A 24,342-nucleotide genomic window follows, 5' to 3' on the forward strand; every position below is an offset into this window, starting at 1 on the left:
CTCCTGACGAAGGCAGTTGGGACATCGCCCAAGCAACGCCCAACCACCGCACGCCGCAACGCCGGCCTCCCGAAGATCACCCACACCGGTCACACCCAACACCATTGCGTTCGACGGCGAGTGAGGGGTACAACCACGCACACCGGCCTGAGCCCGGAGCCACGGATCCGGTTCCCGAGTGATCGCTTCGATGGTCGTGCCAGGTGGCCGGCTGGAGGGCGCGGGTGTCCGCTCGTCTGCCCGGCTCTTGCGCATGTGCTCCGGGGCGCGGCCCTCGTGGGCGGGGTGATCAGGTCGTTGATCAGGCTGGCGGCGCAGCGTGGGGTCGATGGGGACGGCGACCTCGGTGGCCTACCGAGCCCGGAGCCGGATGCCTCGTCTGCGGCCGGATCGGCGGGAACCGACCGCGGGACGCTCGGCCCGCGTGGGGTTCAGGCCGCTTGGATCGTGAGCACTCCGCGCTGAACCAGCTGAGCGCAGAGCGCCAAACACTGTTCCTGGAGCGTTTCCGTCGGCGGGACCGGCTGGAACTCCCGGGCCACCTGCTCGATCACCTCGGTCAGGGTGCGCTCCGGCGAGCAGGCCCTGAGGAAGGCTGCAACAGCCGGGTTCACCTCGTCCTGGTGAACGCTGCCCTCGGGTGTGGCCTGCAGCAGCAGAAGCATCGGGCGCTGCTGCGCTCGGGGTGGCGTCTCGTCGCGCTCGAAGCAGTCGCCGATCTCCTCCAGGTCGTGGTCCAGGGCCAGCAGACAGGTGGCGGGGGTGAGGCGGGGCCGTACCCGATGGAGTTCCTCCCGCGAGAACGTCGGCGCTGCCGGCAGGGCGCCTGCGGGCGGGCCGTCGGGGAAGAAGCGGATCCGGAGGACCGCCACCTCGTAGCGCAGCACGTCGGCCAGCCATGCCGGCCCGTTGAGGTCGGACCCCAGCTTCGTGCGGAGGAAGCCGGCGAATGCCAAGGCCTCGTCCTGCTTCTTCGGCCGGCGGGGCGGGCAGCACGTGTTGTACTCCGGCGCCAGCTCCCACAGGCGCTGTCCGAGGGCCCAGCTGACCAGTGGGAGCGCATCGGTGACCTTCGTCATGCGGTTGACCAGGAGCAGGTGGGAATACATCGAGGTGCGCGGCTGGTCCAGTTCGCTCAGCCGATCCCTCAGTTCGCGGTCTGCCCACGGGAGCGGGTCCGGTTGCTCGGCCAGCACGGCCTGTCGGGCCCGGGGATCGGTCAGGAAACGCGCCAGTGCCTGCTGACGCTGAAGTTCGCTCACGTGCTCGCTCACCTGCCGCCTCCGCGTGGCGAGGCCGGCGGCCAGGCGGGCGCCAGGGCCTGTCGTATGCCGTTGAGTTCGGCAAGCAGCTCGGCGGGCGGTGGGAAGTTCTGGTCGCGTTCGATCATCACGGCCTTGAGGGCGGGCATGCGCGGGACGAAGTCGAGCAGCAGTTCGAGGACCTGCGCCGGGACGGGGTGACTGTGGGTGTCCAGGAGCACGCCGTCCTGCCAGTAGCCGCCGGCGAGGTGGATCTGCAGCACGCGTTCCAAGGGGATCCGGTCAAGGAAGTCAGCGGCGTCGAACCCCAGGTTGGTCGCGTTGTTGAGCACGTTGGTCAGGTCGAGCAGCAGGTGGCAGTCGGCCCGGGTGACCACTTCGGTGATGAACTCTGCCTCGCTCATGGTGGACCACGGCACACGGAAGTAGTACGAGATGTTCTCCACTGCGAAGGGCCGGTCGAGCTCCTGGGCGACCAGGCGTATGTTCCGGGCGGCGATCTCGGTGGTCTCCGGGGTGAACGCGAGCGGGGTCAGCTGTCCGAGGTTGAGACCGGGGACCTGGGTGAAGCACAGGTGGTCGCTGACCCACTCGGGGTCGATCCGCTCGGCCAGCCGTTGGATCTTCTTGACGTACTCGGTGTCGGGGGGCTGGTCCGTGCCCAGTGACAGGTCGACGCCGTGCAGCAGGATCGGGAATCTGTCGGCCAGTTCCCGGGCCTCCACCGCCTTGTGCGGTGGCATGTCGATGTACTGGTCGGTGATCAGCTCAAGGAAGTCGATCGAGTCGGCCGCGTCGAGGATCGCCTCCCGCAGCTCCTGTCGGTAGCCGAGCCCGACTCCGAGAACGGACGGTTCGTGCACGGTCGCATCACTCCTGCCGGTTCGGGGTCGTCAAGTGACGTGGCGGCAGCCCGGGGCCGCCCTGTCGGGCCGGCGAAGGCGCCCGCGCGGCCTCGAAGCGCCCGATCGGGGCGCGCTCCTGACCCGGGAACCCGCTGCCGCAAAGCAGCGGATCACCTTCGCCGCCCTTTGTCGCCGGTTTCCCTCACGCGCCGACCAGGTCGTCGCGATCGGGACGGCTCACGCCGCTGCGGGCGAACCGGCCGAGCACACGATGCAGATCAGGCACACGATGCAGTTGGCCGCCGCCGAGTTGGATCCGCGGTTCGGCTTCATCGCGCGCAGCTCGAACATCGTGTTCTCGCCGCCGAGCGCCTTGGCCGCGTGGTACTTCGCGGCGTCGACGCTGCCTCGCACCTCGATCTTCTGGCTCTTGTTCTGGTCGCTCATGTCATTCCCCTTTCACGGTTTCGTCGTTCTCGATCGTCCGGTGCACGGACGGGCTCTGCCGCTCGCTCCGGCGCGCGCCGCGGGCGTGGCCGGTGTGCGGCACTGGGTCAGTCGAAGGTGACCACCCCCTCCCAGCAGAGGCCTTCGAGGACGTCGAGGCACTGTGCCGCCGACGTCCGGTCGGAGTGCGGACCGGTCGCGTCGTACCGTTCGCGCGCCAGGTCCGCGATCTGATCGACGGTCAGGTCTCCGGTGCGGAGCAGCTCGACGACCCACGCGGTGGGCTCGCTCACCCGCAGCGGTGCCGTCGCCTCGTGGAACAGGACCTTCAGCGGCCCCTCGCCAGCCGGCGCCTGGCGCCCGGCGGCAAGCGCCTCGAGCACCGGTTCCACATCGCAGCTGAACTCGACGATCTCTGCCTGGCCCACGAGTCGCGGCCGAGCCCGGTCGGGCCGAGCGCGCCAGTCGAGTTCCGCTCCGGGCGGGGCGGTCGGCTTGTCCCTGGTCGCGTCGCGCGTCCACTCATGGATCTTGTACTCGTACCGGCACACCTCGCGGGCCACCACGGCGTGCGGCGGCAGGATGCCGAGGAGCAGTCGGCCCACCCTCAGCGCGAGGGCGCGCCGGTCCGCCGCGTCGCGATGGCTGCCGTCGGCCTGTGCCGCCCGGTGCAGCCGCCGCTCGTCGTCGGCCGTCAGCAAGGCCTGGGTGCGCGGGTAGAGGCCCGGAACGGCTTGCGCCACCCCGGTCGGGTCGGCACCGGCGGTGTCGGGGCGTCGGCTCGGGGAGGACGAGCCGGTCGGCTCCGCGGCGACGCTGATGAGCAGTTGCTCGAGTTCCCCGACGTAGGACTCGTAGGTCGGCTCGTAGCCCAGTTCCACGTGTCCCCGGCGGCCGATGTCCTGGGCCCGCGCGCCGTCCTCGAGCGCGTAACGCAGGGCTGCCGCGAGTTCGTCGTGGCGGAGCGGATCGGTGACCACGACGTTGCGCCGGTCCCGGATCGCGGCCCGGAAGAGCTGCTTCCGCGCGACCTCGGTGGACACGACCAGGCATCCGCCGCAGGCGATGATCTCCGACGGGATGGTAGGCGTGTGCGCCGCGATCGGGAAGTCCCGTTCGAGGAAGGCGACGGCGGTGCAGCTGCGGATGAACTCAGGGATGGACCAGTGCGGCATGAACGGGATGAGGTGGACGTGGTCGGCGAGTCCGAGCCGGCCCGCCAGCCGGGTAAAGGCGTCCTGTTGCCAGCCCTGTACGGCAGCCGCAAGGTTGAATCTGAAGCCGTCCGAGAACAGCCGCCGCATGGCGTGCAGCAGGTCGAACGACCCTTTGAACTCGCCGAGTTTGCCGTAGACCCCGAGGATGGGCAGGCCGCTGTCGACCGGCCGGGCCGGCTCCGAGCCGGTGGCGATCCACTGCGACAGCGGACGGGACGGGCCGACCGGGGTGAACAGGTCGGCGGGCAACCCGAAGGCGGCACACGAAGTGATCGCACTCTCGTCCACCCCCGCCTCCAGCAGCCGGGTGCGCGAGGGCCCCCGGGAGATCAGGCGGTTCGCGCCGCGCAGGACTTCGGTGTAGGTGGTCCGCAGTTCCGGTACCTGCATGAGCCGGTGCAGGTCGCTGCCCGCGTGCTTGAAGACGTACGGCACCCCTGTGAACCGGCTTGCCAGGTGGGCAGCGACTCCGTACGGCTCCAGGTAGTACGAGAAGATCACTTCACAGTCGTGCGCGCGGATCAGCTCGGTCGCCAGGCCTGCCAGCCGGCTGACGGTCGGGTTGCCGAGCGGGACGTAGTAGAGCTCGCGCCGATCAGGAGGCTGCGTGCTGGTGACGATCACACGCCCGCCGCTTTCGGGGAATTCCGGTGCGTAGGCGCCGCTTCCGACCCGGTCGGTCTCGGGTATCCGGATCCGGAAGGTCTCCTCCACCTCGTCGGCGTTCGTGACCACGAAGACGCGGTGTCCCCGCTCGGCCAGGCCGCGGGCGGCCCAGTAGCAGTGCATACTAACCCCGCCCTGAATCGGCGGGTACTTCGTTAGAAAACAGATGTTCATGCCGCCACCCCAAGCAATGCCGAGATCTATCGGGTAGGTTGAGGGCGCCTTACCGGTCGCAAGCCTTGGAATGGGCGCCGGTGGCGCGGCAGAAGCCGTCTCTCACAGTGAACCGGAGATCCGGGCGGACGTAAATGGCGCACGAGAGCTAAAGATGATAATATATCTGCGCCACGAGAGCCCGCCGGATGGTCCGCATGCGCCGGAGCGTGTACACACTTCACGCCTCCCGGACGACGAGAATTCGCGGAATAGGACGCCGAGAATCACAACTGTGCCGACACCGACCAACAGTGTGGCAACGCCAGCACTGTCCGCCGTGACGGGACCCGACGGGCCACGAACGCGAAAACTCACCAGCCTTCCGGGCGTTTCTCACCAGCCGGTTCGGTGTCGGCGCTGAAACTCACCAGCTGCCCGGAACTGTTCTCGCCAGTTCCCGGGGCGACTTCTTCGGGTGTGTCAGAACGCGGTGCGGCTCGGGCTCCTGGGGTCACCGTCGGCCCGCTGGTCGATGCAGCGGCCTGCGCGGGCCAGCCCCCGCCAGGGCCGGGGCTAGCCTCGGCGGCAGTGCCGATCTCCTCGTACCGGCCCACTGGCTTCGGCTACTGCGGTCGTCGCGCGACCTGCCGGGAGCGATGACCGCAGCTGCCATGTCCCCACGAATGGGGCTACTCGGTGATCGCCATTCTCTGAATGGAAGTCAGTTTCTTTTTATTTCCGGGAACGCGCCGGTTTGTAAAAGTCACGATCGGGCGGCCGGCGTACGCACAGGCCTTCGCAGAGCTGTGCCCTCCGAAGGCCAAGTGCGCTCTCATCACGGGAGTGATCAACGGCCTCAGGAGCTCCCTGCGAGCCCCCGCCTTCCTACTTCGACCCGCCGGTGACGGGCGCACACATCGTCCCGGACCGCATCGCGGCGGAGGGCGAGGAGGTCTGGTTCCTGCTCGAAGCCGAGGCCCAGGTCTACGTCTGCGGCGATGGCGCCCGGATGGCCCCGGCGTACGAGCCGCGTTCCGCGCCCTCCACCTGAGCCACACCCCCGACGCGCGGGAGGACGACGCCGAGACGTGGCTTCAGTCACTGATCGACGCCGGCGATACGTCCAGGGCGTGTACGCCGCTCGCTGAGGCACGCAGCGCCGGCGCACGGTGACTTCGGTGGGGAGGTGAGTGCGGGGGCGGTCGGCCGGGGACTTGTCGGTGGGACTCGCTAACGTTCGTCTCCTGATCATCAGTTCGAGGAGAGGGGCGGGGCTGTGCGGCGCTGGGAGTTCGTCGGGAGCGGCTCGGACAAGTTCTGGGAGGCCGCGGTCGACGGTGTCGCGGTGACCGTGCGGTACGGGCGGTCCGGTACGGACGGGCGGGAGCAGGTCAAGGCGTTCCCGACCGTGGATGAGGCGCAGGCGCACTTCGCCAAGGCGGTCGCCGCGAAGGAGCGCAAGGGCTACCGCGAGATCGGTGCGGGGGCGGGTACGGAGCCCGATGCGGCAGCGATTCCGGTGCCCGTGGCGCAGCTCGGCGTCTCCGCGCCCACGGCCGAGGCCGCCAGTCCCGAGGACGAGGACGTCTTCGTCATGCCGGACGCCTGGCGTCGGGCCCTGATCCCGCGCCGGGGCGGCATTCCCCGGAAGCCGTCCGCGCCGGGGAAGGACCCGGTGGCCTCGTACCGCGACGGGCTGCGGCAGATGGGGGACTGGCTGGAGCAGACGCTCGCCTCGGAGCGCAGTGACCCGGAGCTGGTCGCGGCCGCCCGCGCCCACCAGTCCGGCAGCCGGGACCCGCTCGGTGCGGCGGTGCTCGCCGCCGTGTACACGTACCCGGTCAAGAACAAGATCAACCTGGCCGTGGACGCCTGGGTGGCGGAGTTCGGCCTGCCGTTCGCGGCCAGGGCGACCGTCGAGCTGTTCACGACGGCTGTCGAGACCGACTGGATCCACCAGAGGTCCGTCCACCCCCGCGTCCGGCGCGGGGCCAACCAGAGGCACGGCGGGTACCGTCCCGCCGCGGACCGGGTCCGGTCGCTGCTGGCGGACTGCGACGAGGAGACCCACCGCGCGGCGGTCGAGGCCTTGGCGGGCTGCCGGAACAGCCTGACCCGCCTGGTGGTGGCGGCGTACCTGGTGCCGTCCGAGACCGCCTGGGTCGAGGAGTGCGTCGCGTCGGGCTCCCGTCTGGCCGCCGTCGAGTGGTCGATGCTGCTGTGCTCGCTCTCCTCGGCGGAACCGCTGGAGAAGCTCCCCCCGCTGCCGAGCCTGAGCTATGACGGTTGGTCCACCGAGATCATCGCGACCGTGGCGGAGGGCCTCGGCGGCGACGCGGCACCGGTGATGCTGCACGACCTGACCACCAGCTACCACCACAAGGACGGCAAGAAGCGGATCCTGGACGCGCTCGCCGAGCTCCCCTCCGACGAGGGCTTCCGGGGGCTGCTGGCCCAGCAGGACGGCATCAAGTCCACCCGCGCCGCCCTCATGGCCGGTCTCCGCCGCTTCCCCCGGCGTGCCCTGCGCCTGCTCGCCGAGGCCGCGGCGGCCTCCACCGACCCGGCCGCGCAGCAGCTCGCCCTGCAGCTCCTCACCGGCCACATCGCGGTCCACCGCGCGACCGCGCTCGAACTGCTGCCGGAGCTGACGCCGGAGCAGGCGGCCCTGGTCGAGCCGCTCACCGACTTCGGCGAGCGGGTGCCGGAGGTCGGCCCCGACTCGCTGCCGGAGCTGTTCACCACCCCGCCGTGGACGCGGCCGCGCTCCGCCGGCAAGCCCCGCGTGCTGACCGGCCTCAGCGCGCCGCAGGAACCACAGATGCGGTGGCTGCCGGGTGAGCGCGAGGCGTGGGCGGCGACCTCCGAGTCCTGGTACACGCACTGGTCGGACGACGACTGGCAGCGGGTCGCGGCCACGATCCGGGCCAGGAACGGGCAGCCCCTGGACACGCGGCTCCACGGCGGGCAGCACGCCGAGCTGACGCTGTTCGCGTACGGCAACGAGGAGTTGGCCCGGCCCCTGCTCGCGCGGTGGCGCGTCGGCGAGCGCATCTGGCACTCCGGGGACTCCCTGCGCCGGGTCGCCGCCCGCTTCGGGACGGACGCCGTCGAACCGATCCGGGCCGCAGCGGCGGGGAACCCGGCCACGCACGCGCCCCTGCTGCTTCCGTACCTGGACGTCCGGGTGGCCGAGACGATGGCGGACTGGCTGGTGCGCCTCAAATCGGCCGGGAGCACAGCGCGTTCCTGGTTCACCCGGCACGGCGTGGACGCCGCCCGGCTGCTGGTGCCCGCCGCGCTCGGGAAGGCCGGGCCGGCCCGGCACGGCGCCGAGCAGGCCCTGCGGGTGATCGCCGAGGCGCACGGCGCGGCGGCGGTGCGCGCGGTGGCCGGCGAGTACGGGCCGAAGGCGGAGGAGGCCGTGGGCACGCTGCTGTCGGCCGACCCGCTGGTGACCGCGCTCCCGGCGAAGCTTCCCCCGCCCTGCGACTGGACGGAGCCGGTGATGCTGCCACAGCTGCTGCTGCGCGGCGGCGAGGGCGCCCTTCCCACCGAGGCGGTGCGGCACGTGCTCACCATGCTCGCGCTGTCCGCGCCCGAGGCGTTCTACCCCGGCCTCGACGAGGTGGCCCTGCTGTGCGAGCCGCAGTCGTTGACAGAGTTCTGCTGGGCGGTGTTCGAGCAGTGGCGGCTGGCCGGCATGCCCGCCCAGGACGGCTGGGCGCTGCACGTGCTCGGCCGGTTCGGTGACGACGAGACGGTCCGCCGGCTGACGCCGGTGCTCCGCGCCTGGCCGGGCGAGGGGGCCCACCACCGTGCGGTGGACGGCCTGGAGGTGCTGGCCGCCATCGGCACCGACGTGGCCCTGCTGCACCTGCACGGCATCGCACAGCGGGTGAAGTTCAAGGCGCTCAAGACCCGGGCCCAGGAGAAGATCTCCGAGGTGGCAGCCGGTCTCGGCCTGACCGGGGAGCAGCTGTCCGACCGCCTGGTCCCGGACTTCGGGCTGGACGCCGACGGGACCACCGCCATCGACTACGGCACCCGGACGTTCACGGTCGGCTTCGACGAGCAGCTCAAGCCGTACGTGCTGGACGCGGCCGGCGCCCGCCGCAAGGACCTGCCGGCCCCGGGGGCGCGGGACGACGCCGAGCTGGCGCCCGCCGAGCGCAAGCGCTTCGCCGCGCTGAAGAAGGACGTCCGCACGGTGGCGGCGGATCAGATCCGCCGCCTGGAGGAGGCGATGATCACCCAACGCTCATGGACGGCACAGGAGTTCGACCAGCTCTTCGTCGGACATCCGCTGCTGTGGCACCTGGTGCGCCGCCTGGTGTGGCTGTCCGAGACGGACGGCACGGTGACGGCGTTCCGCGTCGCCGAGGACCGCACCCTGGCGGACGTCCGGGACGAGGCGTTCGCGCTGCCGGCCACGGCCTCCGTCCGGCTGGCGCACCCGCTCCTGCTCGGCGACGGCCTCGCCGACTGGTCGGAGCTGTTCGCCGACTACGAGATCCTGCAGCCGTTCCGCCAGCTCGGCCGCCCGGTGTACGCGCTGACCGACGAGGAACGGGCCGGCCACCGCCTCACCCGCTTCGAGAACGGTCCGGTGCTGCCCACCACCCGGCTGGTCGGAATGGAACGGCGCGGCTGGCGGCGCGGCGAGCCCCAGGACAACGGCGTCGAGCAGTGGCTCTCCCGCCGGGTCGGGCCCGACCTCTACGTGGTGATCGCCCCGGAGGACGGCATCGCCGTCGGCATGTTCGACTCCTACCCCGAGCAGCGGGTGGAAACGGTGTGGCTCGACAGGCGCCCGGGCGACTACTGGACCCACAACCGCACCTTCCCGACCTTCGCCGAGCTCGACCCGGTGATCGCCTCCGAGGTGATCGCCGACCTCACCGAGCTGACCACGCTGTGACCCCTCGCCACCTCACCGACGACCACCCGGGAAAGGCCGCCGTGACCACGACCACCACCGAGGAGGAGCTCCAGCGCCCGCCTGCCGAGGTCCGATACGCCGAGGAGCTGGCCGCGCTACGCGCCGAGGACCGCGACCACCGCCCGCCGGGCTGGGAGCTGAGCCTGCGCGCGGCCCGCCGGTTCATCGTCGGCGACGAGACGGCCGGCATCGCCCGCAAGTTCGTCGGCGACCCGGCCCTGGTCGAGCAGCCGACTTCCGGAACGCGATGTCTGCCCATGTCGACGGCGAGGACACCGGGCGCCCTGGCTGCCGCCCCGACCTCGACTCGCATCCCGCGTGCTGCGCGGACTGCGCGCACTGGCTGGCAGCAGCGCGTCGCCTCCGGCGTCGGCGAGGGCGCCATGGCCGTCGCCTTCATCCACCGCTAGCGGCCGGTTGGCTGACGCGCTGCCACACCCGCGGAGCCGGACGATGCGGAATTAACGCTTCCCTGACTCGCCCAACTGGTATGTCCGGCGTGACCATTGGGGCGCTCGCCGGCCGGTGTCCGGCGTGACATCACATGGGGGTTGAATTGAAGAGCGTTGTGAGGCGTGCGTCCCTTGGTGGAGTCGCACTGCTCGCGGCCACCGGTCTGCTGATGACGATCTCGCCCGCGGCCTCGGCTGCTCCGGTGAGCTCGCGGCAGGTGCAGGCCGACTCGAAGACGCAGCAGGGGCCGGCGACGGGCAGCCGTCTGCCCAGCGGCGAGGTCGCCCCGAAGTCCAGCCCGCTGCACGTGTTCAACCGAGTCGAAGGAGTTGCTCTTGGCGACCACTAGTCCGCAGACGAGCTGCGTGGTTCGACGCGGAAGTCGAACGCGACGGTCCCGGGGTCGACGGCCGTCACACCGCCGTCGACAGTGAGCACCGCCCCGTTGACGAAGGACGCAGCGGGCGAGAGCAGCCAGGCGATGGCCTCCGCGACCTCGTGCGGCTCGCCGGGGCGGCGCGCGGGAATGAGCCGGGTCGCCGCCTCGTACGCCGCCTCGGTGCCGCCCTCCCCCAGGCTCGCCTCCTCGGCGAAGCGCGCCATCCGCCGGTCGGCCATATCGGTACGCACCCAGCTGGGGCATACGGTATTGGCGCGCAGTCCGTGCTGCCCGTAGTCGACGGCCAGGGAACGGCAGAGCTGGAGCAGGGCGGCCTTGGACGTCGCGTATGCGGCGTTGCCCACTCCGTTGCGCAGCGCGGACACCGAGGCGACGGCAACCACCGAGCCACGTGCCTCCAACAAGTGAGGGAGCGCGGCGCGCTGAAGCAGGAAGGGGCCGGTGAGATTGATCCGCATCACGGCCTCCCAGTCCTCGATCGACAGGTCGCCGACACCTCCGCTGCGCGCGGTGCCCGCGTTGAGCACGAGCCCGTCCAGCCGACCGTACGCAGCCATGGTCGCGTCCACGAGACCGCGAACGGCGTCGGGGTCGCCGATGTCGGCGGGGTGCGCAAGGGCTCCGGACTCCTCTGCGACACGACGCAGCGGATCGGGCCGGCGCCCGGAGACGACCACATGATGCCCGGCCGCGCGTAGCAGCCGCGCGGTTGCGGCACCGATGCCAGTCCCCCCACCGGTGACGATGACAACTCGCTGTTCCGTCATTGCCGTTCAGCCCTCTCGAGTGATCGCCTGGAGTCTGAATGATCATACGCATACGTTTCTATGGTCGGACGAGGCCGCCCACCGAGCCGGACAAGTCGGCGGACAGGTCCGGGGACTGCGTCCTACGACACGATGATCTGATAGCTGCTCAGGTCAGTCGCTGCCGCCCGCGCGGGGACGGCGGGTCATACCGGGAGCGAGTCGGGCCGGCTTTGCCGACGGATGAAGTCCTGCACGAGGGGCGAGTGGTACGCCTTGGCGACCTGAACCAGAAACGCCGTCTCGGCCGCGAGGTCGGCGCCGCCGAAGAAGAAGCTGCCGGCGGGCGGCGGCGAGGGAGATGCCGTGTCGGCGAGTTGGCCGAGCCTGCTCACCCGCAGCGCGCAGGCCATGACGGCAGCGTCGACCTGGGACGGCGGCACTCCGGTGCTCGCGACGTGCTCCTCGGCTGCCTGCAGCAGCTCAGGGGGAGTACTGCCGCTCAGTACCAGGATGGCGTCGCGTATCTCGATGACCTTGCGGTAGGCGAGCAGGTTCCAGGAGCCGCGGGGCCGGACGACCTCGCGGATCCGCGCCCGCGGATCGCTCAACGCCACGTGCGGGACGGCGGCGATCAAAGCGCGCCACAGGGGCCACAGCCGCCACACGGTGGCGACGTCGCGCGCTTTGCGGCGCAGCCCGAGGAGGGCGGGCGTGGCCAGCGCGGCGGACCGCAGCACGCCGTGCAGACCCATCAACAGAGGAAGTAGCGCGACGATCCAGGCGGCCCGGGTGGGTAGATAGACCAGGTAGCCCAGCCAGAACAGTCCCGCGCAAGCGGTTCCCCCGCTGAACAGTTGCAGGCAGATCCGCAGCGGCCGGTTGTCGCTACGCTGGCCATAGCGCCAACACACCACGACACAGGCAACATTGGCCGCCAGCTGCACGCTGATCAGCAGCAGCCAATACGCGGTGGAGGGTAACGGGTCTCCCATCGGGGGAATGGTGTGACCGGTGTGGGACAGGGCAGTGGCGTCCAGTCCGAGCAGGACGATGACGGCGAGCACCGCCGTGCCGTGGAGTTGGATTCTCAGACGCGGGTAGCCGGTGGTGAACGTGACGAAGTCCAGTACTGCGGCTGCCGAGATGACTCCGATCAGGTTCCTTGACAGGTCGGCGGGTTCGGTCGAGCCGGTAAGCTGGTGCAGGAAGTTGAGCACCGGCGGGAGGTTCAGGGTCATCGCGGCGGCGGCCGTGGCGATCGCGAGCCAAAGGTTGCGTTGCCACCGCGACCGCACCGCGGACGGCGCCCGCAACAGGACGGTGAACCACAGGGCAGCGACACTCGCATTCTGCAACCAGGCTCCGTAGCACTTCAGTTCAGCGAGCATGCCGAATACCGACTCCCATCGCGGCTTCCAGCTTGTCCATCACGCCAAGAGGCTGCCCGGGGGAGGACTCGTCTGCCGTGGTGCGGATCAAGCTGGCGAGCATCTCGGCTTCCTGCTCGTGGCGCGTGGTGTAGTTGGTGCGGGCCAGGAAGCGCCGGAGCATGTTGGGGTCCAGATCGCTGAAGATCTCCTTCAGGCCGGTGGGTTCGGTCAGCTGGACGGAATTGTGGTCGAGAAGCATGTGGCCGATCTCGTGCAGCACTATGTGCTCTTGATGCGGCTGGGAGGTGTTGCGTTCCACGAAGATGAAGTCGCTGGTGCTGGTCGAGAGCCACAGCCCGCACGCTCCGATCGCCCCCGCCTCGGGTGGCAGCGGCATGAGATGTAGTGGCCGGTTGCGTTGTTCAGCCAGCTGGCGACAGAGCGCCTCCGCGGAGAACGGCCTGGGAAGCCTGAGCTGGTTCACGACCGACTGGCAGTGGCGCCGCAGGTTTCGGTACAGCATCCCCACTATCTGCACTCCCCCAGGGCAGGTTGTGGCGGCGCAGCGCCGAAAGGCCTGCGTCCGACATGGCGACATGCGAGAACTCCATTCACAGTGGGTCTCTCGGCAGGTTGACAGCCCGCCCGTGTGCCGACATATGACGTGCGCATGACAGTCCTTGGATGGTCGGTGAGCAGTCGGGCCTCACAGGTAGCTCCAGCTGGATCAGCCGGCCGTACGTGACCCCCGGTGGCCGGGCTGTCTGTTGGTCGCGGCATCGCCGTCGGCATCCTCGACCGGCGAGAGGCGTTCGAGCTTGCGCGCCTCGTTGACCATCACCAGGAGGGCGTCCAGGGTCTGCGCGGAGAGCCCGTCGGCCCTCAGCGCGATGCTGCGCACCCGTGCGTTGCGCAGGGCGATGGCCACCTTGAGCTGGGCGTCAACCCGCTCGGCAACCTCCGCGCTCAGGAAGTACTCCGGCGGCACCCCGAAGAACTCGGCGAGGACGTCGAGCTGTTCCAGCGTCACGTTGCGCTTCTTGCCGGTAGCCAGCTCCCAGAGGTAGGTACCGGAGATAGCGCCGCCGGTCATCTCGCGGATCTCCTTGGCAAGCCTGCTGTAGCCGGGCCGCTTCCGCTCATCCGGGTACATGGTCTCGATCAGCCCCTGCAGGCGCCGATCGAAGCCCTGGGCGAGTGGCCGGCCGGCAGGAGAATCCGCACTGGTCATGTGTTGCTTCTCCGCTCTAGGAGTTCACCCGGGACGGTCGGCGCCGGAGCTTCCAACCATACCTCGCTTGACGGGAACGCATCCGCCATAGTTGATGGAACTTGCCAACTCTGGCGTACGTTTGCTCGGCTCGGAGCGGCGCTGACCGCCATGTCGAGACGGCTGCGCCGCCTGCTCGGGTATTCGACGGATCTCGCGAACCAGCCACCCGGCCACCTGGCCGACGGAGCGCATGTGCTTTCCGGCGGCCGGCAGGCCACCGCGTCGTCCGTCCGTACGGCGCGAGCTGCACCAGGCAACGGCCGGCCTGACGTCGCCGACTGTCTGGTCCACGCCGCCGCCGGTTGGTCGAGTCCGTCCTGGAACGATCGATCACTCCGAGCCGCAAGCTAATGCTGCGTCAGAAGCGGTTCTCTGAAGTGGGCGGGTGCCGTTCGCGGGCCCAGCACGCCCGGCCAGCAAACGGCACCCGTCGGGCCTGATGCGCGCTCACCGCGGAGGACCCGGCCTGAAGCATGCTCCTGCTCGCGCGTCCGAGCGTTCCGGGATGCGCGAGCAGGCGTCCGCGAAAGTTGACAGGAGCGGCGGAGTGCCGCCTGACTTCCTGTTCGCTTCAGCGGATGCGTTGACACGTTCTTGTCCGCTGAGTACCGTCCCGGTTGGCCCCTGCGTGAGGTTTCCCGAGGCGGGCGGTGGCTGGACGCCGGTTGGGGGCCGGTAGCTCGCGTGGGCCGTTGTCACCACCCGTGGCCCACCCGCTTCGGCGGTTGTACTGCTGAAATCGCGACTCTTTGGCCATGCATGGCGGGGTTCGTCGTGGATTCGGTTGCCGGGTGGCCACGAACCCTGCGGCTGCATCTCCTGCGACACCGTGGGCTGGGCGCGAGTTCCACTTGCCTATGTACACGGGTGCCCGATACGGGCATTGACAGATTTGTGCGACGCATAGCAGCTATCGCTCGAGGGGACATACATGGAAGTGAATTCTCGTCTCGAAATGGAAAATTTCCAGTCGATCTTAGATGGGTTCATTCGATCAGTTCGCCGCGTGCCTGGAAAGGTTGCTGTCCGTTGCGGTGACCGCACCCTGACCTATGCCGAACTGGACGAGTCGTCCGACCGTCTTTCAGCAGGTATCGCTGCTACAACCTCAGCCGCCCCCATCGTGGCGGTGATGCTCCCGCGTGGAGTCGGCTTCGTGACCGCCCTGCTCGCCGTGGCGAAGGCCGGCGCGGTATTCCTGCCGCTGGACCCCGCGCATCCCCGCGATCGCCTGGAGCGCATGCTCGGCATTGCCGACCTCTGTGTGACTACCGGCGCCGGGGCCGACATCGCCGCCTCCGTCGGGGTCCCCACGATCGAGCCGGCTCCCGTAGCCGGTCGCGGCAAGACTCGAGCGCTCCACCCGGAGCAGTTGGCCTACGTGCTCTTCACCTCGGGCACCACCGGTACACCGAAGGCCGTACGGGTCTCGCACGCGAGCCTGGCCAACCATGCCGCAGCATTGTCCTCCGCCTTCGGCCTGAAGGAGTCCGACCGCGTTCTGCAGTTCGCAACGTATTCCTTCGACGTTGCGCTGGAGGAGATCTTCACAGCACTGTGGGTCGGTGCGGAAATCGTGGTATTGCCGACCGCCGCGCCGTCCGCTGAGGAATTCTCCGTCTTCCTGTCGGAAGAAGCCGTGACCGTCGCGAACATCCCCACGCCGTACTGGGAGCAGTGGGTCAGGGCGCTGGAAACCGGCGACTGCCGGATCAGCCCCTCCCTGCGCCTGCTGGTCGTGGGCAGCGACATGACGAGTAGCTCCACCCTGGCCTCCTGGCGTCGGATGAGCACGATCGACGTGGTGAACGCCTACGGGCTGACCGAAACCACGATCACGTCCACGACCCGGCGCTTCTCTGGTCCCGCGGAAGGCACCGGGGACGACGATCCCCAGGTGCTGCCGATCGGATCGGCCGTCTCCGGGGTCGAGGCCTGGATCCTCGACGACAGCGGAGCGATCGCTCCGGCAGGCGAAACCGGTGAGATCCACATCGGTGGCGCCAGCGTCGCGCAGGGATACCACGCGGATCCCGCGCTCACCGCGGACCGATTCGTCCCCGACGCGGTCTCCGGCCGAAGCGGCGCCCGACTCTACCGAACGGGCGACCGCGGGTACGTCGACGCGAAGGGCGATCTGCATGTCCTCGGCCGCTCGGACGATCTCGTCAAGATCCGGGGCCAGCGCGTCCATCCGCAGGAGGTCGTCCGGCACCTGGTCGCCCACCCGCATGTCACGTCGGCGCACGTGCTGGCCACTCCGGGCGACGCCCGGGCCCCGCGCCAGCTGATCGCCTACATCGTGCCCACGGACCCACACTCCGTTCCCACAGCCGGCCTGCTGCGTGCCCACTTGGGCGAGTCACTGCCGACGGCCCACATCCCGGACCGCTACGTCGTCGTGGACGCGCTCCCCCTGCGCAGCAACGGCAAGATCGACGTCGACGCGCTTCCGCGGCCCGTACTGTGGGGCCGGTCCGACGACGTGCCGCTGAGGGCCCCGGGCACCGCGGTCGAGGCTCGCCTCGCGGAGATCTGGCGCGGGGTCCTGCGGGTGGACGAACTCGGCGTGGACGACTCCGTGTTCGACCTTGGCGGCCACTCGCTCGCGCTGGTGCAGATCGCCAATCAGGTCCGGCGGGTTTGGCAGGTCGAACTGACCGTCCAGGACATCATGAGCGCACCCACCGTCGCTCTTCTGGCCTCCGTGATAGAGAGCCGCGAGCGCGACAGCGTGGGACTCCCGCCGATCGTGCGCGGCGGATCTGATGCTCTGGCTCCTCTGACCGCCCAGCAGCAGCAAGTGTGGTTCCTCGACCGGCTCGCGCCGGGCAACGTCGCTTACCACGCGCAGACGACCATGCGCGTCACCGGCACGCTCGACATTGACGCCCTCCGGCGCGCGATCGAGACGATCACCAAACGGCAGGCCGTCTTCCGCACCACCTTCCACGAGCGCGACGGTGTCCCCTACCAGCGGGTACACAGCCGCGTGGACCACGCAGACGTCGAGGTCGTCGACATCTCGCACCTGCCAGCGGGTGAGCGCCGCGCCCGTACCGAGGCCCTCATCCGCGAGCGCATCACAACCCCGTTCGACCTGGGTACGCTGCCGCTGGCCCGCTGGTCGGTGGTCCGCCAGGACGAGGGAGAGCACGAGATCATCCTGGTCGAGCACCACCTCATTCACGACGGCTGGTCGTTCGGGCTCCTGATGAAGGAGTTGCGTGCGGCCTACACCGCCGCGGTCAACGGCGCGCTGCTCGGCCTGCCCGAGGTGGAGTTCGACTACGCCGATTACGCCCGCTGGCAGGCGGCGGCGATGGACTCGCCTGCAATGCGTCGCAAGCGTGACTACTGGCTGGAGCGCCTGGCCGACCGGCCCGCGCCGACGGCACTGCCGACGAGCCGTCCCCGCAAGGCGCCGCAGAGCTTCAAGGGCGGCATGATGCGCCTGGAGGTGCCGGCCCGCACGGCGTCACTGGCGCGACGTCTCGCCCGCGACACCCGGTCCACCGTGTACTCGGTGATGCTGGCCGCGTTCCAGGCCACCTTGGCGCGCTTCACCGGCGAGACGGACATCGTGCTCGGATCCGCCTTCGCCAACCGGCAGATGGCCGAGATCGAGGATGTCATCGGCATGTTCGTCAACCCGGTCGTGCTGCGTACCCAGGTGCCGAGGGATGCCGCGTTCCGAGCTCTGCTCGACGCGACACGCGAGACGGTGGCGCGGGCGGCGGCGCACCAGGAGTTCCCGTTCCTGGAGTTGGTCCGCAGCCTCAACCCTGACCGGGATCCAACCGCCAATCCCGGTTTCCAGATCATGTTCAGCGCCAATGACTCCCGGATGCCGGACCTCGAGTTGCCCGGGGCCTCGGCCACCGTCTACGAGTTGGACAACGGCTCCGCGAAGGTCGACCTCAACATCGTGGTCATACCGCGTGCCGAGGCGGAGCCCGGTGCCGACGGCCGCGTCGACAGCCGGATCGCGATGCTGTGGGCCTACAACTCCGACCTGTTCGACAGGGACTTCATGTCCTCCGTCGGGGACTCGTATCTGCGGATGCTGGATGCGGTTGTGACGGACCCCGATGCCGATGTCTTCTCCGTGGACATCCTCGGCCAGACCCGCGCGCGGAACCTGCTCGCGCTGTCTCCCGCTCTTCCCTCCGAGGCCCCGACCGCGTTGGCGATGTTCGAGGCGGCCCTGGCCGAGGACCCCGAGCGCACCGCGGTGTGGAGCGCACGCGGCTCGCTCAGCTACGCGCAGCTGGCGGCCAGGGCCCGGTCGGTGATCCGGGCCCTCGACGCGGCGGCCCCGGTCTCGGAACGCCCCTGCGCGCTGCTGCTCGGCCGTACACCCGACACGATCAGCGCCATGACGGGCATCCTCCTGTCCGGCCGCGGCTACCTTCCCCTCGACCCCAACCACCCGGCGGAACGCGTCGCGCACATGCTGCGCGATTCGGGCGCCGACGTGGTCCTGGTCGACTCCTCGACCAAGGGCAGCATCCCACCCGGAGACTGGCGCGTCGTCGACCTGTCCGAGCTGCCCGATGGGAACCCGAGCGCGGACGAAGTTCCCTTCCGCCCCGCCCACCCCGAGGCCACCGCCTGGGTCATCTACACCTCCGGCAGCACCGGAAAGCCCAAGGGGTGCAGGGCGACGCACCGCAACTTCGCCCACTTCGTCCAGCTCACTCTTGACGGCGTCGAACGGGACCTGTTCCAGTCCTCCCTCGCGGCGACCTCGTTCTCCTTCGACATGTCGGTGAACGAGATCTTCCCGACACTGCTCACCGGCGGCACGGTCGTCCTGGTCGACAGTCTCTTCGACCTCCCGAAGCTGCCGGCCGACCGGGTGCCCCGCCAGGTCAACGCCGTCCCGAGCCTGATGTCGGAGCTGCTGATCGACCACCGTGTCCCGGACGGGGTGCAACTGGTCGACCTCGGCGGCGAGTCCGGCAGCCACGCCTTGGTGGAACGGCTCCGCGCCGACGGAGTGAACTGGGTCCGAATCAACTACGGCCCCACCGAGACCACCGTCTACGCCGTGGCCTGCGAGGCCACCCCGGGCAACGAGACCGGCTGGCCGATCGGCACACCCGGGCCCGGCTCCATCGCGCACATCCTCGACGACGACCTCCGACCGGTGCCCTACGGCTGCGAGGGCGAGCTCGTCATCGGCGGACCCGTCGTAACGTCCGGCTACCTGGGCCGGGCCGGGCTCACCGCCGACCGGTTCGTCCCGGACCCGTTCACGGTGGTCGCCGGTGCCCGGATGTACCGCACCGGCGACCGCGTCCGGTGGCGCGACGGCCGCCTGGAGTACCTCGGCCGGCGGGACCACCAGGTCAAGATCCGAGGCCTGCGCATCGAGCTCGGCGAGATCGAGCACGTCCTGCGCGCTCACCCCGATGTGGCGGCGGCCTTCGTCCAACCGCATCCGCACGCGCCCACCGAATCGCTGCTCGCCTATGTGCGCCCCGCTCCGGGCCGCGCCGTGGACACCGAGGCCCTCGCCGCGCACGCCGGTAGCAAGCTTCCGGCGTCGTATCTGCCGTCCGGCTACGTCGTCCTCGACGACATTCCACTGACCACGTCCGGCAAGGTCGACCGATCGAGGCTTCCCGTTCCGCCGGTATCCGCTCCCCGGGCCGTCCCGGCCTCACGGGCGGCCGGCGAGGACTGGACCGAGATGGAGCGGAAGCTCGCCGCCATCTGGTCGGACGTGCTGCGCCTCGACGCCATCGACCGGGGCGACAACCTGTTCCTCCTCGGCGGCCACTCGCTGACCATCCTGCGGCTTCAGCACCGGATCCACGACGAGATCGGCATCGAAGTGCCACTGCCGGCCTTCTTCTCGCACCCGACCGTGGCCGACCTCGCGAAGTACCTGGCCGAGGAGGCTCGATGACGGATATCGACCGTCCGAGCACCAATCACCCGGACACCGGTCTGCGGCCGGCCGCCCGCAGGGCGCTGACGGCATCGCAACGCGGCCTGTGGTTCGCCGAGCACATGGACCGTTCAGTGAACGACCGCGCCGTGTTCACCGCCGGCGGCACGGCCGGGTCGGCGGCCTTCCACATCAACGCCTCACTGCGACTGCGCGGCCCGCTCGACCCGACAGCGCTGCATGCCGCCCTCAACGGCCTCCTGGACCGGCACCCGACGCTGCGGGCCAAGGTCGTCGACGACGGGGAGCTGTACCTGGAGGACCGCGGGCCGACATCGATGGCACTGCCGCTGGTCGACTTCTCGGCCGTTCCAGACACTGCCGAGCAGACGGCCCTGGCCCGCGTGGACCAGGAGGTCCGCCGGCCGTTCGCCACCACGCAAGGCCCCCTGCTGCGCGGCGCCCTCCTGCGGCTGGCCTCCGAGGACCACGTACTGTGCCTCGTCGTCCACCACCTCGCGGCCGACGGGCTCGCCCTGGCGGCCATCTACCGGGACCTGGGCACGCTCTACCGTAGCCACGTCCAGAGCGACGGCGCCCCGCTGCCGGAACCGGTCTCGTGGTTCGACCTGGGAGAGCCCGGGCCACAGGACACCTCGCACCTTGAGCGGCTGGCCGCTCCCCTGCGGGACGCGCCGGTCACCAGCGAACTGCCTTCCGACCGAGCCCGCACCGACCAGCCCAGTACCGCGGGCGCCGCGCTGCAGCTGGCGGTCCCGGACGACTTGTGGCAGGCGCTGCTGTCGGCGTGCGCTCGGTGGCGGGCCACGCCCTACATGGTGCTCCTCGCGACGTACGCGGCCCTGCTTTCCCGGACGACGGGCAGCCGTGACCTGGTCATCGGCACCCCTTCCTCCGGTCGTACGACGGCCCGGGAGCACGACGCCGTGGGCATGTTCGTCACGACCTGGCCGCTGCGTGTGCGGATCGAGGGCGATCCCCGCGCGTCGGAGGTTCTCGCCCAGGTCCGCGACACCGCTCTGGGGGCGATGGCGGCGGGCGGTCTCTCCGTCGAGGACGTCATCGAGCACCTGCGGCTGCCTCGGTCACTCGACAGCGCTCCGCTCGTCCAGACGGTGTGCAGCTTCGAACAACTCGGCATCGAGCCGCCAGTGTTCGGCGGGTTGGTCGCCGAGCGCGTGGTCCTGCCCTGCACGGCCAGCAAGTTCGAGCTGAGCCTCGGCATCCGCGCGTCGGCCGATGGGGTGCTCACGGACTGGGAGTACCGCACGGACCTCTTCGACGAGGCCACCGTGCGCGCACTGGCCGAGGCTTATCTCGCAGGCCTGCGGGACATGGTCGCCGACGCGGATCCCCGGATCTCGCAGATATCGTTCTCATCGGTCCCGTCCGTCCTGGCGGGCAAGCGCACGCCGTCCGATGAGCCGGCGCCCGCAGCGCTGCCGGTGCCGCAGCGCATCGCCGCCCAAGCGGCCCGCACACCCGACGCCGTCGCGGTGCGCTCGGCGGACCGGACCATGACCTACCGCGACCTCGACGCGGCCGCCCGGGAGATGGCCGGTCGCTGGCTGGCTGCCGGAGCACGTCCGGAGGAACCCGTCGTGGTGGCGGTCTCCCGCGGCGTGCACTGGGCCGTCGCGGTCCTCGGTGCCTGGTACGCGGGGACGGCGATCGTGCCCGTCGACACGACGTTGCCGCGAAAGCGGGTCCGGGCGATGCTCGACCAACTCGACGTCCGACTCGGAGTGGCCGACAGCCCGGCGGAGGCCGACGAGTTGGGCGAGCGGTGGGGGATCGACCTCGACTGGATCTCCGCCGACGGAGCCAATGAGCCGAGCGGGGACTGCGCGACGATACCGGGTTCACTCGCCTACGTCGTGTTCACCTCCGGCTCCACGGGTATGCCGAAGCCGGTCGCGGTGGGGCACGACGCGCTCGCCCACCACGCCCGTCTGTTCGCCGAAGGGCTCGACCTGACCGCGTCGGACGTCTTCCTCCAGTTCGCCGCACTGTCCTTCGACGTCTCGTTCGAGGAGTCGCTTCCGTTGTGGTGCGTCGGCGGTGCCGTCGTGTTCATCAGCGACAACGCCGTGACTCCGGCTGACCTCGAGGTCGTGCTGGCCGAGCACGGGGTGACCCTCCTCGACTTGCCCAGTTCGTACTGGGCGGAGTGGGCCCGGGACTTGCGCGGCCGCCCCCGGCCACTGCCGGCATCCCTTCGGCTCGTGGTCATCGGCAGCGAGGCCGGCCATCACGTCGATCTCGAGGCCTGGCAGCGGCTCACGGGCGTCGAGGTCCTCAACGCCTACGGCCAGACCGAGACGACGATCACCTCGGTGACCTGGTCCTCCCGGGACGCGTCCGGAGGCGATGCGGGCGGCGACGTGTTGCCCATCGGAAAGCCGATGCTGGACACACGGGTCTACGTGCTCGACGCCGAGTTGAAGCCGGTCCAGGCAGGCCTGGCGGGCGAGCTCTACCTCGCCGGCCCCTGTGTGTCCCGCGGGTACCACAGCCGCCCACGCGAGACGGCCGACCGCTTCCTGCCGGACCCCTTCTCTCCGATTCCGGGACAGCGGATGTACCGCACCGGAGACCGCGGCCGCATCGCCCCTGACGGTCAGCTGCGATTCCTCGGGCGGGTGGACGACGTAGTGAAGGTCCGCGGGCACCGTGTGGGCCTGCGCGAGGTCGAGGCGCTGATCCGCAGCCACCCCGGTGTCGCAGATGCGGTGGCCCGGGCGAGGCGGACTGAGGGAAGCACCGAGATCGCAGCTTACGTCGAACCGACAGTCGCACAGCCGTCCCTCACTTCCGCCGAGGTACGGGCTCATCTCGCGGAGTCGGTGCCAAGCTACGTCGTGCCGGCACACATCGTGATCGTGCCGAAACTGCCGCGCACACCGGGTGGCAAGCTCGACCCGTCCAGGCTTCCCCCGCTGCTGCGGGAAACCGCGGACAGCCATCGGGATCCGGACGAGGGCACCGACCACGGGGTGCAGGGCTCCCTGCGCAGGATCTGGGCAGAGGCGCTGGGGGTGCCCGACGTCGGCCCCGATGACAACTTCTTCGCTCTCGGCGGTGATTCCATCCTGGCCATCCGGGTGGTGTCCGCGGCCAAGGCCCAGGGGCTGGACCTCGCGGTGGTCGACCTGTTCCGCCACCAGACCCTCGCTGCCCTCGTCCAGCACGCCCAGCCCTCCGCGGCCGATCGGAGTGACCAGCCGGCCAGCTCGACCCGGTCCAGCTCTGGAGCCCTGGTGTCGGCGTTGGACCTCTCGGAGGCCGAGGCGGTCCGGCTGCTGGCCCGGTTCGTCGACGCCGAAGACGTGCAGCCGGCCACCGCCCTGCAGGAGTGGGGCCTGAACCGCCTGCAAGTCGCTCCGAAGCCCGGCCTGTTCCGCGTGCACGAGGCATTCGACTTGACAGGAACGGACGCCGACGCCGACGCCCTGGTGCTCGCCTGGCAGGCGGTGGCCGAACACCATCCGGCCTTACGCACATCGCTGCACTGGGACGGAGACACCGCTCTCCAGGTCGTCCACCGAAATGTGCGAGTCCCGGTCGAACGGCATGACCTGCAGGATCTCGACACCGCCGCGGCCCAGGCCTACCTCGGCGACTACCTGGCCCGGCTGAAGCAGGAACCGGTCCGCCCCGAGGACCCCTGTCCGCTGCGGATCGTCGTCTTCGACCTCGGCCCGGGCTCGACCTACCTGCTGTGGACGTTCTCGTACCTCGCCATCGACGGATGGTCGTTCCCGCACATCCTGGCCGACCTCTTCACCGTGCACGACGCGATCAGAGAGGGCAGGCCGTGGCAGCTCTCGGCGCGACCTGTGGCCGAAGCCATCGGCGTCGGCGCATCCACCCGTTCACCGCAGGCGCCAGCAGAAGCGTTCTGGAAGAGCCGGGCACGGGTCGGGAGCCGTGGACTTGCCGCGGCGCCATCCGACACGCGGGATCCCGGCGGGTACGCGCACCAACGCGCGTGGCTCGGGCTCGAACAGACCTCATCACTCATCGAGGCGGGGCGACACCGCGGGCTGACGCTGCACACGTTGATCCTCGGGGCCTACGCCATGTCGTTGAGTTGGATGTTGGAGAGCAGGAGCGTCGTCTTCGGTACCGTCGTCTCAGGGCGCTCCGGCCCCGCCCTCGACGAGATCGTGGGAAGCCTCGGCAGCAGGCTCCCGATGTGGGCCGACGTGCCCGGCGACGCGGCCTGCGTCGAATGGCTCCAGGCGCTGCAGACCGAGCACGCGGAGGTTGCCGCCTATGAGCACGTCTCACTTCTCGACCTGCATCGCTGGGTCGGCACGGATCCGGGAGACCTGTACGACACCGAAGTGATCGTCCAGAACTTCCCGTTCGGTGAAGGGCTCCAGGGCCGAGTCGCCGGCTGGAACCCGGTGAGCAACGGATCCCGAGGCGATTCCGCCCTGCGCCTGACCGTCTGGCCAGACCCCTCCTTGCTGCTCAAGCTGAGTTACGCCACATCAGATATCCCCGACAGCCAGGCTATTGCGCTTCTTGAGCGCATGCGCACGGTGCTCCAGCGGATGGCAGCGGACCTGTCCCGGCCACTCAGTGAATACACGAACGGCATCACGCCCATACCCATGACCGAGAAAGGCTGAAT

14 protein-coding genes are annotated in these 24,342 nt (G+C 69.9%); 6 read left to right on the plus strand and 8 right to left on the minus strand.

Features of this window, described 5'->3' with window-relative positions:
• Positions 1–431 precede the first annotated feature (431 nt).
• The 4 genes from ACIRYZ_RS19070 to ACIRYZ_RS19085 form a co-directional block, all read right to left on the minus strand.
• Entirely contained in the window at positions 432–1,274 is an 843-nt protein-coding gene (locus ACIRYZ_RS19070) for a PqqD family peptide modification chaperone (RefSeq protein WP_402945585.1), read from the minus strand.
• Complete coding sequence (locus ACIRYZ_RS19075) at positions 1,271–2,125, minus strand: DUF692 domain-containing protein (protein WP_402945588.1); 855 nt, start codon at positions 2,123–2,125, stop codon at positions 1,271–1,273. The genes ACIRYZ_RS19070 and ACIRYZ_RS19075 overlap by 4 nt, the downstream gene beginning before the upstream one ends.
• 219 nt (positions 2,126–2,344) lie before the next feature.
• Positions 2,345–2,554: a hypothetical protein gene (locus tag ACIRYZ_RS19080; RefSeq protein WP_402945591.1), complete on the minus strand. Its 210-nt coding sequence runs from the start codon at positions 2,552–2,554 to the stop codon at positions 2,345–2,347.
• A gap of 107 nt (positions 2,555–2,661) precedes the next feature.
• Positions 2,662–4,611: a glycosyltransferase gene (locus tag ACIRYZ_RS19085; protein ID WP_402945594.1), complete on the minus strand. Its 1,950-nt coding sequence runs from the start codon at positions 4,609–4,611 to the stop codon at positions 2,662–2,664.
• An 883-nt stretch (positions 4,612–5,494) separates the two neighbouring features.
• Here ACIRYZ_RS19085 and ACIRYZ_RS19090 point away from each other — a divergent pair.
• From ACIRYZ_RS19090 to ACIRYZ_RS19105, 4 genes are all read left to right on the plus strand, one after another.
• Complete coding sequence (locus ACIRYZ_RS19090) at positions 5,495–5,644, plus strand: hypothetical protein (RefSeq protein WP_402945596.1); 150 nt, start codon at positions 5,495–5,497, stop codon at positions 5,642–5,644.
• 225 nt (positions 5,645–5,869) lie between these two features.
• A complete protein-coding gene (locus ACIRYZ_RS19095) occupies positions 5,870–9,514 on the plus strand; it encodes a DUF4132 domain-containing protein (RefSeq protein WP_402945599.1) in 3,645 nt (1,214 codons plus the stop codon).
• A gap of 41 nt (positions 9,515–9,555) precedes the next feature.
• Positions 9,556–9,945, plus strand: a complete 390-nt coding sequence (locus tag ACIRYZ_RS19100) for a hypothetical protein (RefSeq protein WP_402945601.1) — start codon at positions 9,556–9,558, stop codon at positions 9,943–9,945.
• A 212-nt stretch (positions 9,946–10,157) separates the two neighbouring features.
• Positions 10,158–10,337, plus strand: a complete 180-nt coding sequence (locus tag ACIRYZ_RS19105) for a hypothetical protein (protein ID WP_402945603.1) — start codon at positions 10,158–10,160, stop codon at positions 10,335–10,337.
• Here ACIRYZ_RS19105 and ACIRYZ_RS19110 read toward each other — a convergent pair.
• From ACIRYZ_RS19110 to ACIRYZ_RS19125, 4 genes are all read right to left on the minus strand, one after another.
• Positions 10,334–11,155 (minus strand): SDR family NAD(P)-dependent oxidoreductase, encoded by an 822-nt coding sequence (locus ACIRYZ_RS19110; protein ID WP_402945605.1) that lies wholly within the window; start codon positions 11,153–11,155, stop codon positions 10,334–10,336. The genes ACIRYZ_RS19105 and ACIRYZ_RS19110 overlap by 4 nt on opposite strands.
• Positions 11,156–11,340: 185 nt before the next feature.
• The gene (locus tag ACIRYZ_RS19115) at positions 11,341–12,525 is read right to left on the minus strand and encodes an MAB_1171c family putative transporter (RefSeq protein ID WP_402945608.1); all 1,185 of its coding nucleotides are present in this window, start codon (positions 12,523–12,525) and stop codon (positions 11,341–11,343) included.
• Positions 12,515–13,030, minus strand: coding sequence for a hypothetical protein (locus ACIRYZ_RS19120; RefSeq protein ID WP_402945739.1), 516 nt, complete (start codon positions 13,028–13,030; stop codon positions 12,515–12,517). The genes ACIRYZ_RS19115 and ACIRYZ_RS19120 overlap by 11 nt, the downstream gene beginning before the upstream one ends.
• A 204-nt stretch (positions 13,031–13,234) precedes the next feature.
• Positions 13,235–13,738: a hypothetical protein gene (locus ACIRYZ_RS19125; protein ID WP_402945610.1), complete on the minus strand. Its 504-nt coding sequence runs from the start codon at positions 13,736–13,738 to the stop codon at positions 13,235–13,237.
• Positions 13,739–14,711: 973 nt separating this feature from the next.
• Here ACIRYZ_RS19125 and ACIRYZ_RS19130 point away from each other — a divergent pair.
• Both ACIRYZ_RS19130 and ACIRYZ_RS19135 read left to right on the plus strand, forming a co-directional pair.
• On the plus strand, positions 14,712–19,697 hold the full coding sequence (locus ACIRYZ_RS19130; RefSeq protein ID WP_402945612.1) for an amino acid adenylation domain-containing protein: 4,986 nt from the start codon (positions 14,712–14,714) through the stop codon (positions 19,695–19,697).
• On the plus strand, positions 19,694–24,340 hold the full coding sequence (locus tag ACIRYZ_RS19135; protein ID WP_402945615.1) for an amino acid adenylation domain-containing protein: 4,647 nt from the start codon (positions 19,694–19,696) through the stop codon (positions 24,338–24,340). Before ACIRYZ_RS19130 ends, ACIRYZ_RS19135 begins: the two co-directional genes overlap by 4 nt.
• Positions 24,341–24,342 lie beyond the last annotated feature (2 nt).

It is taken from the genome of Kitasatospora sp. NPDC101155 (assembly GCF_044768305.1).
Lineage (GTDB): Bacteria > Actinomycetota > Actinomycetes > Streptomycetales > Streptomycetaceae > Kitasatospora.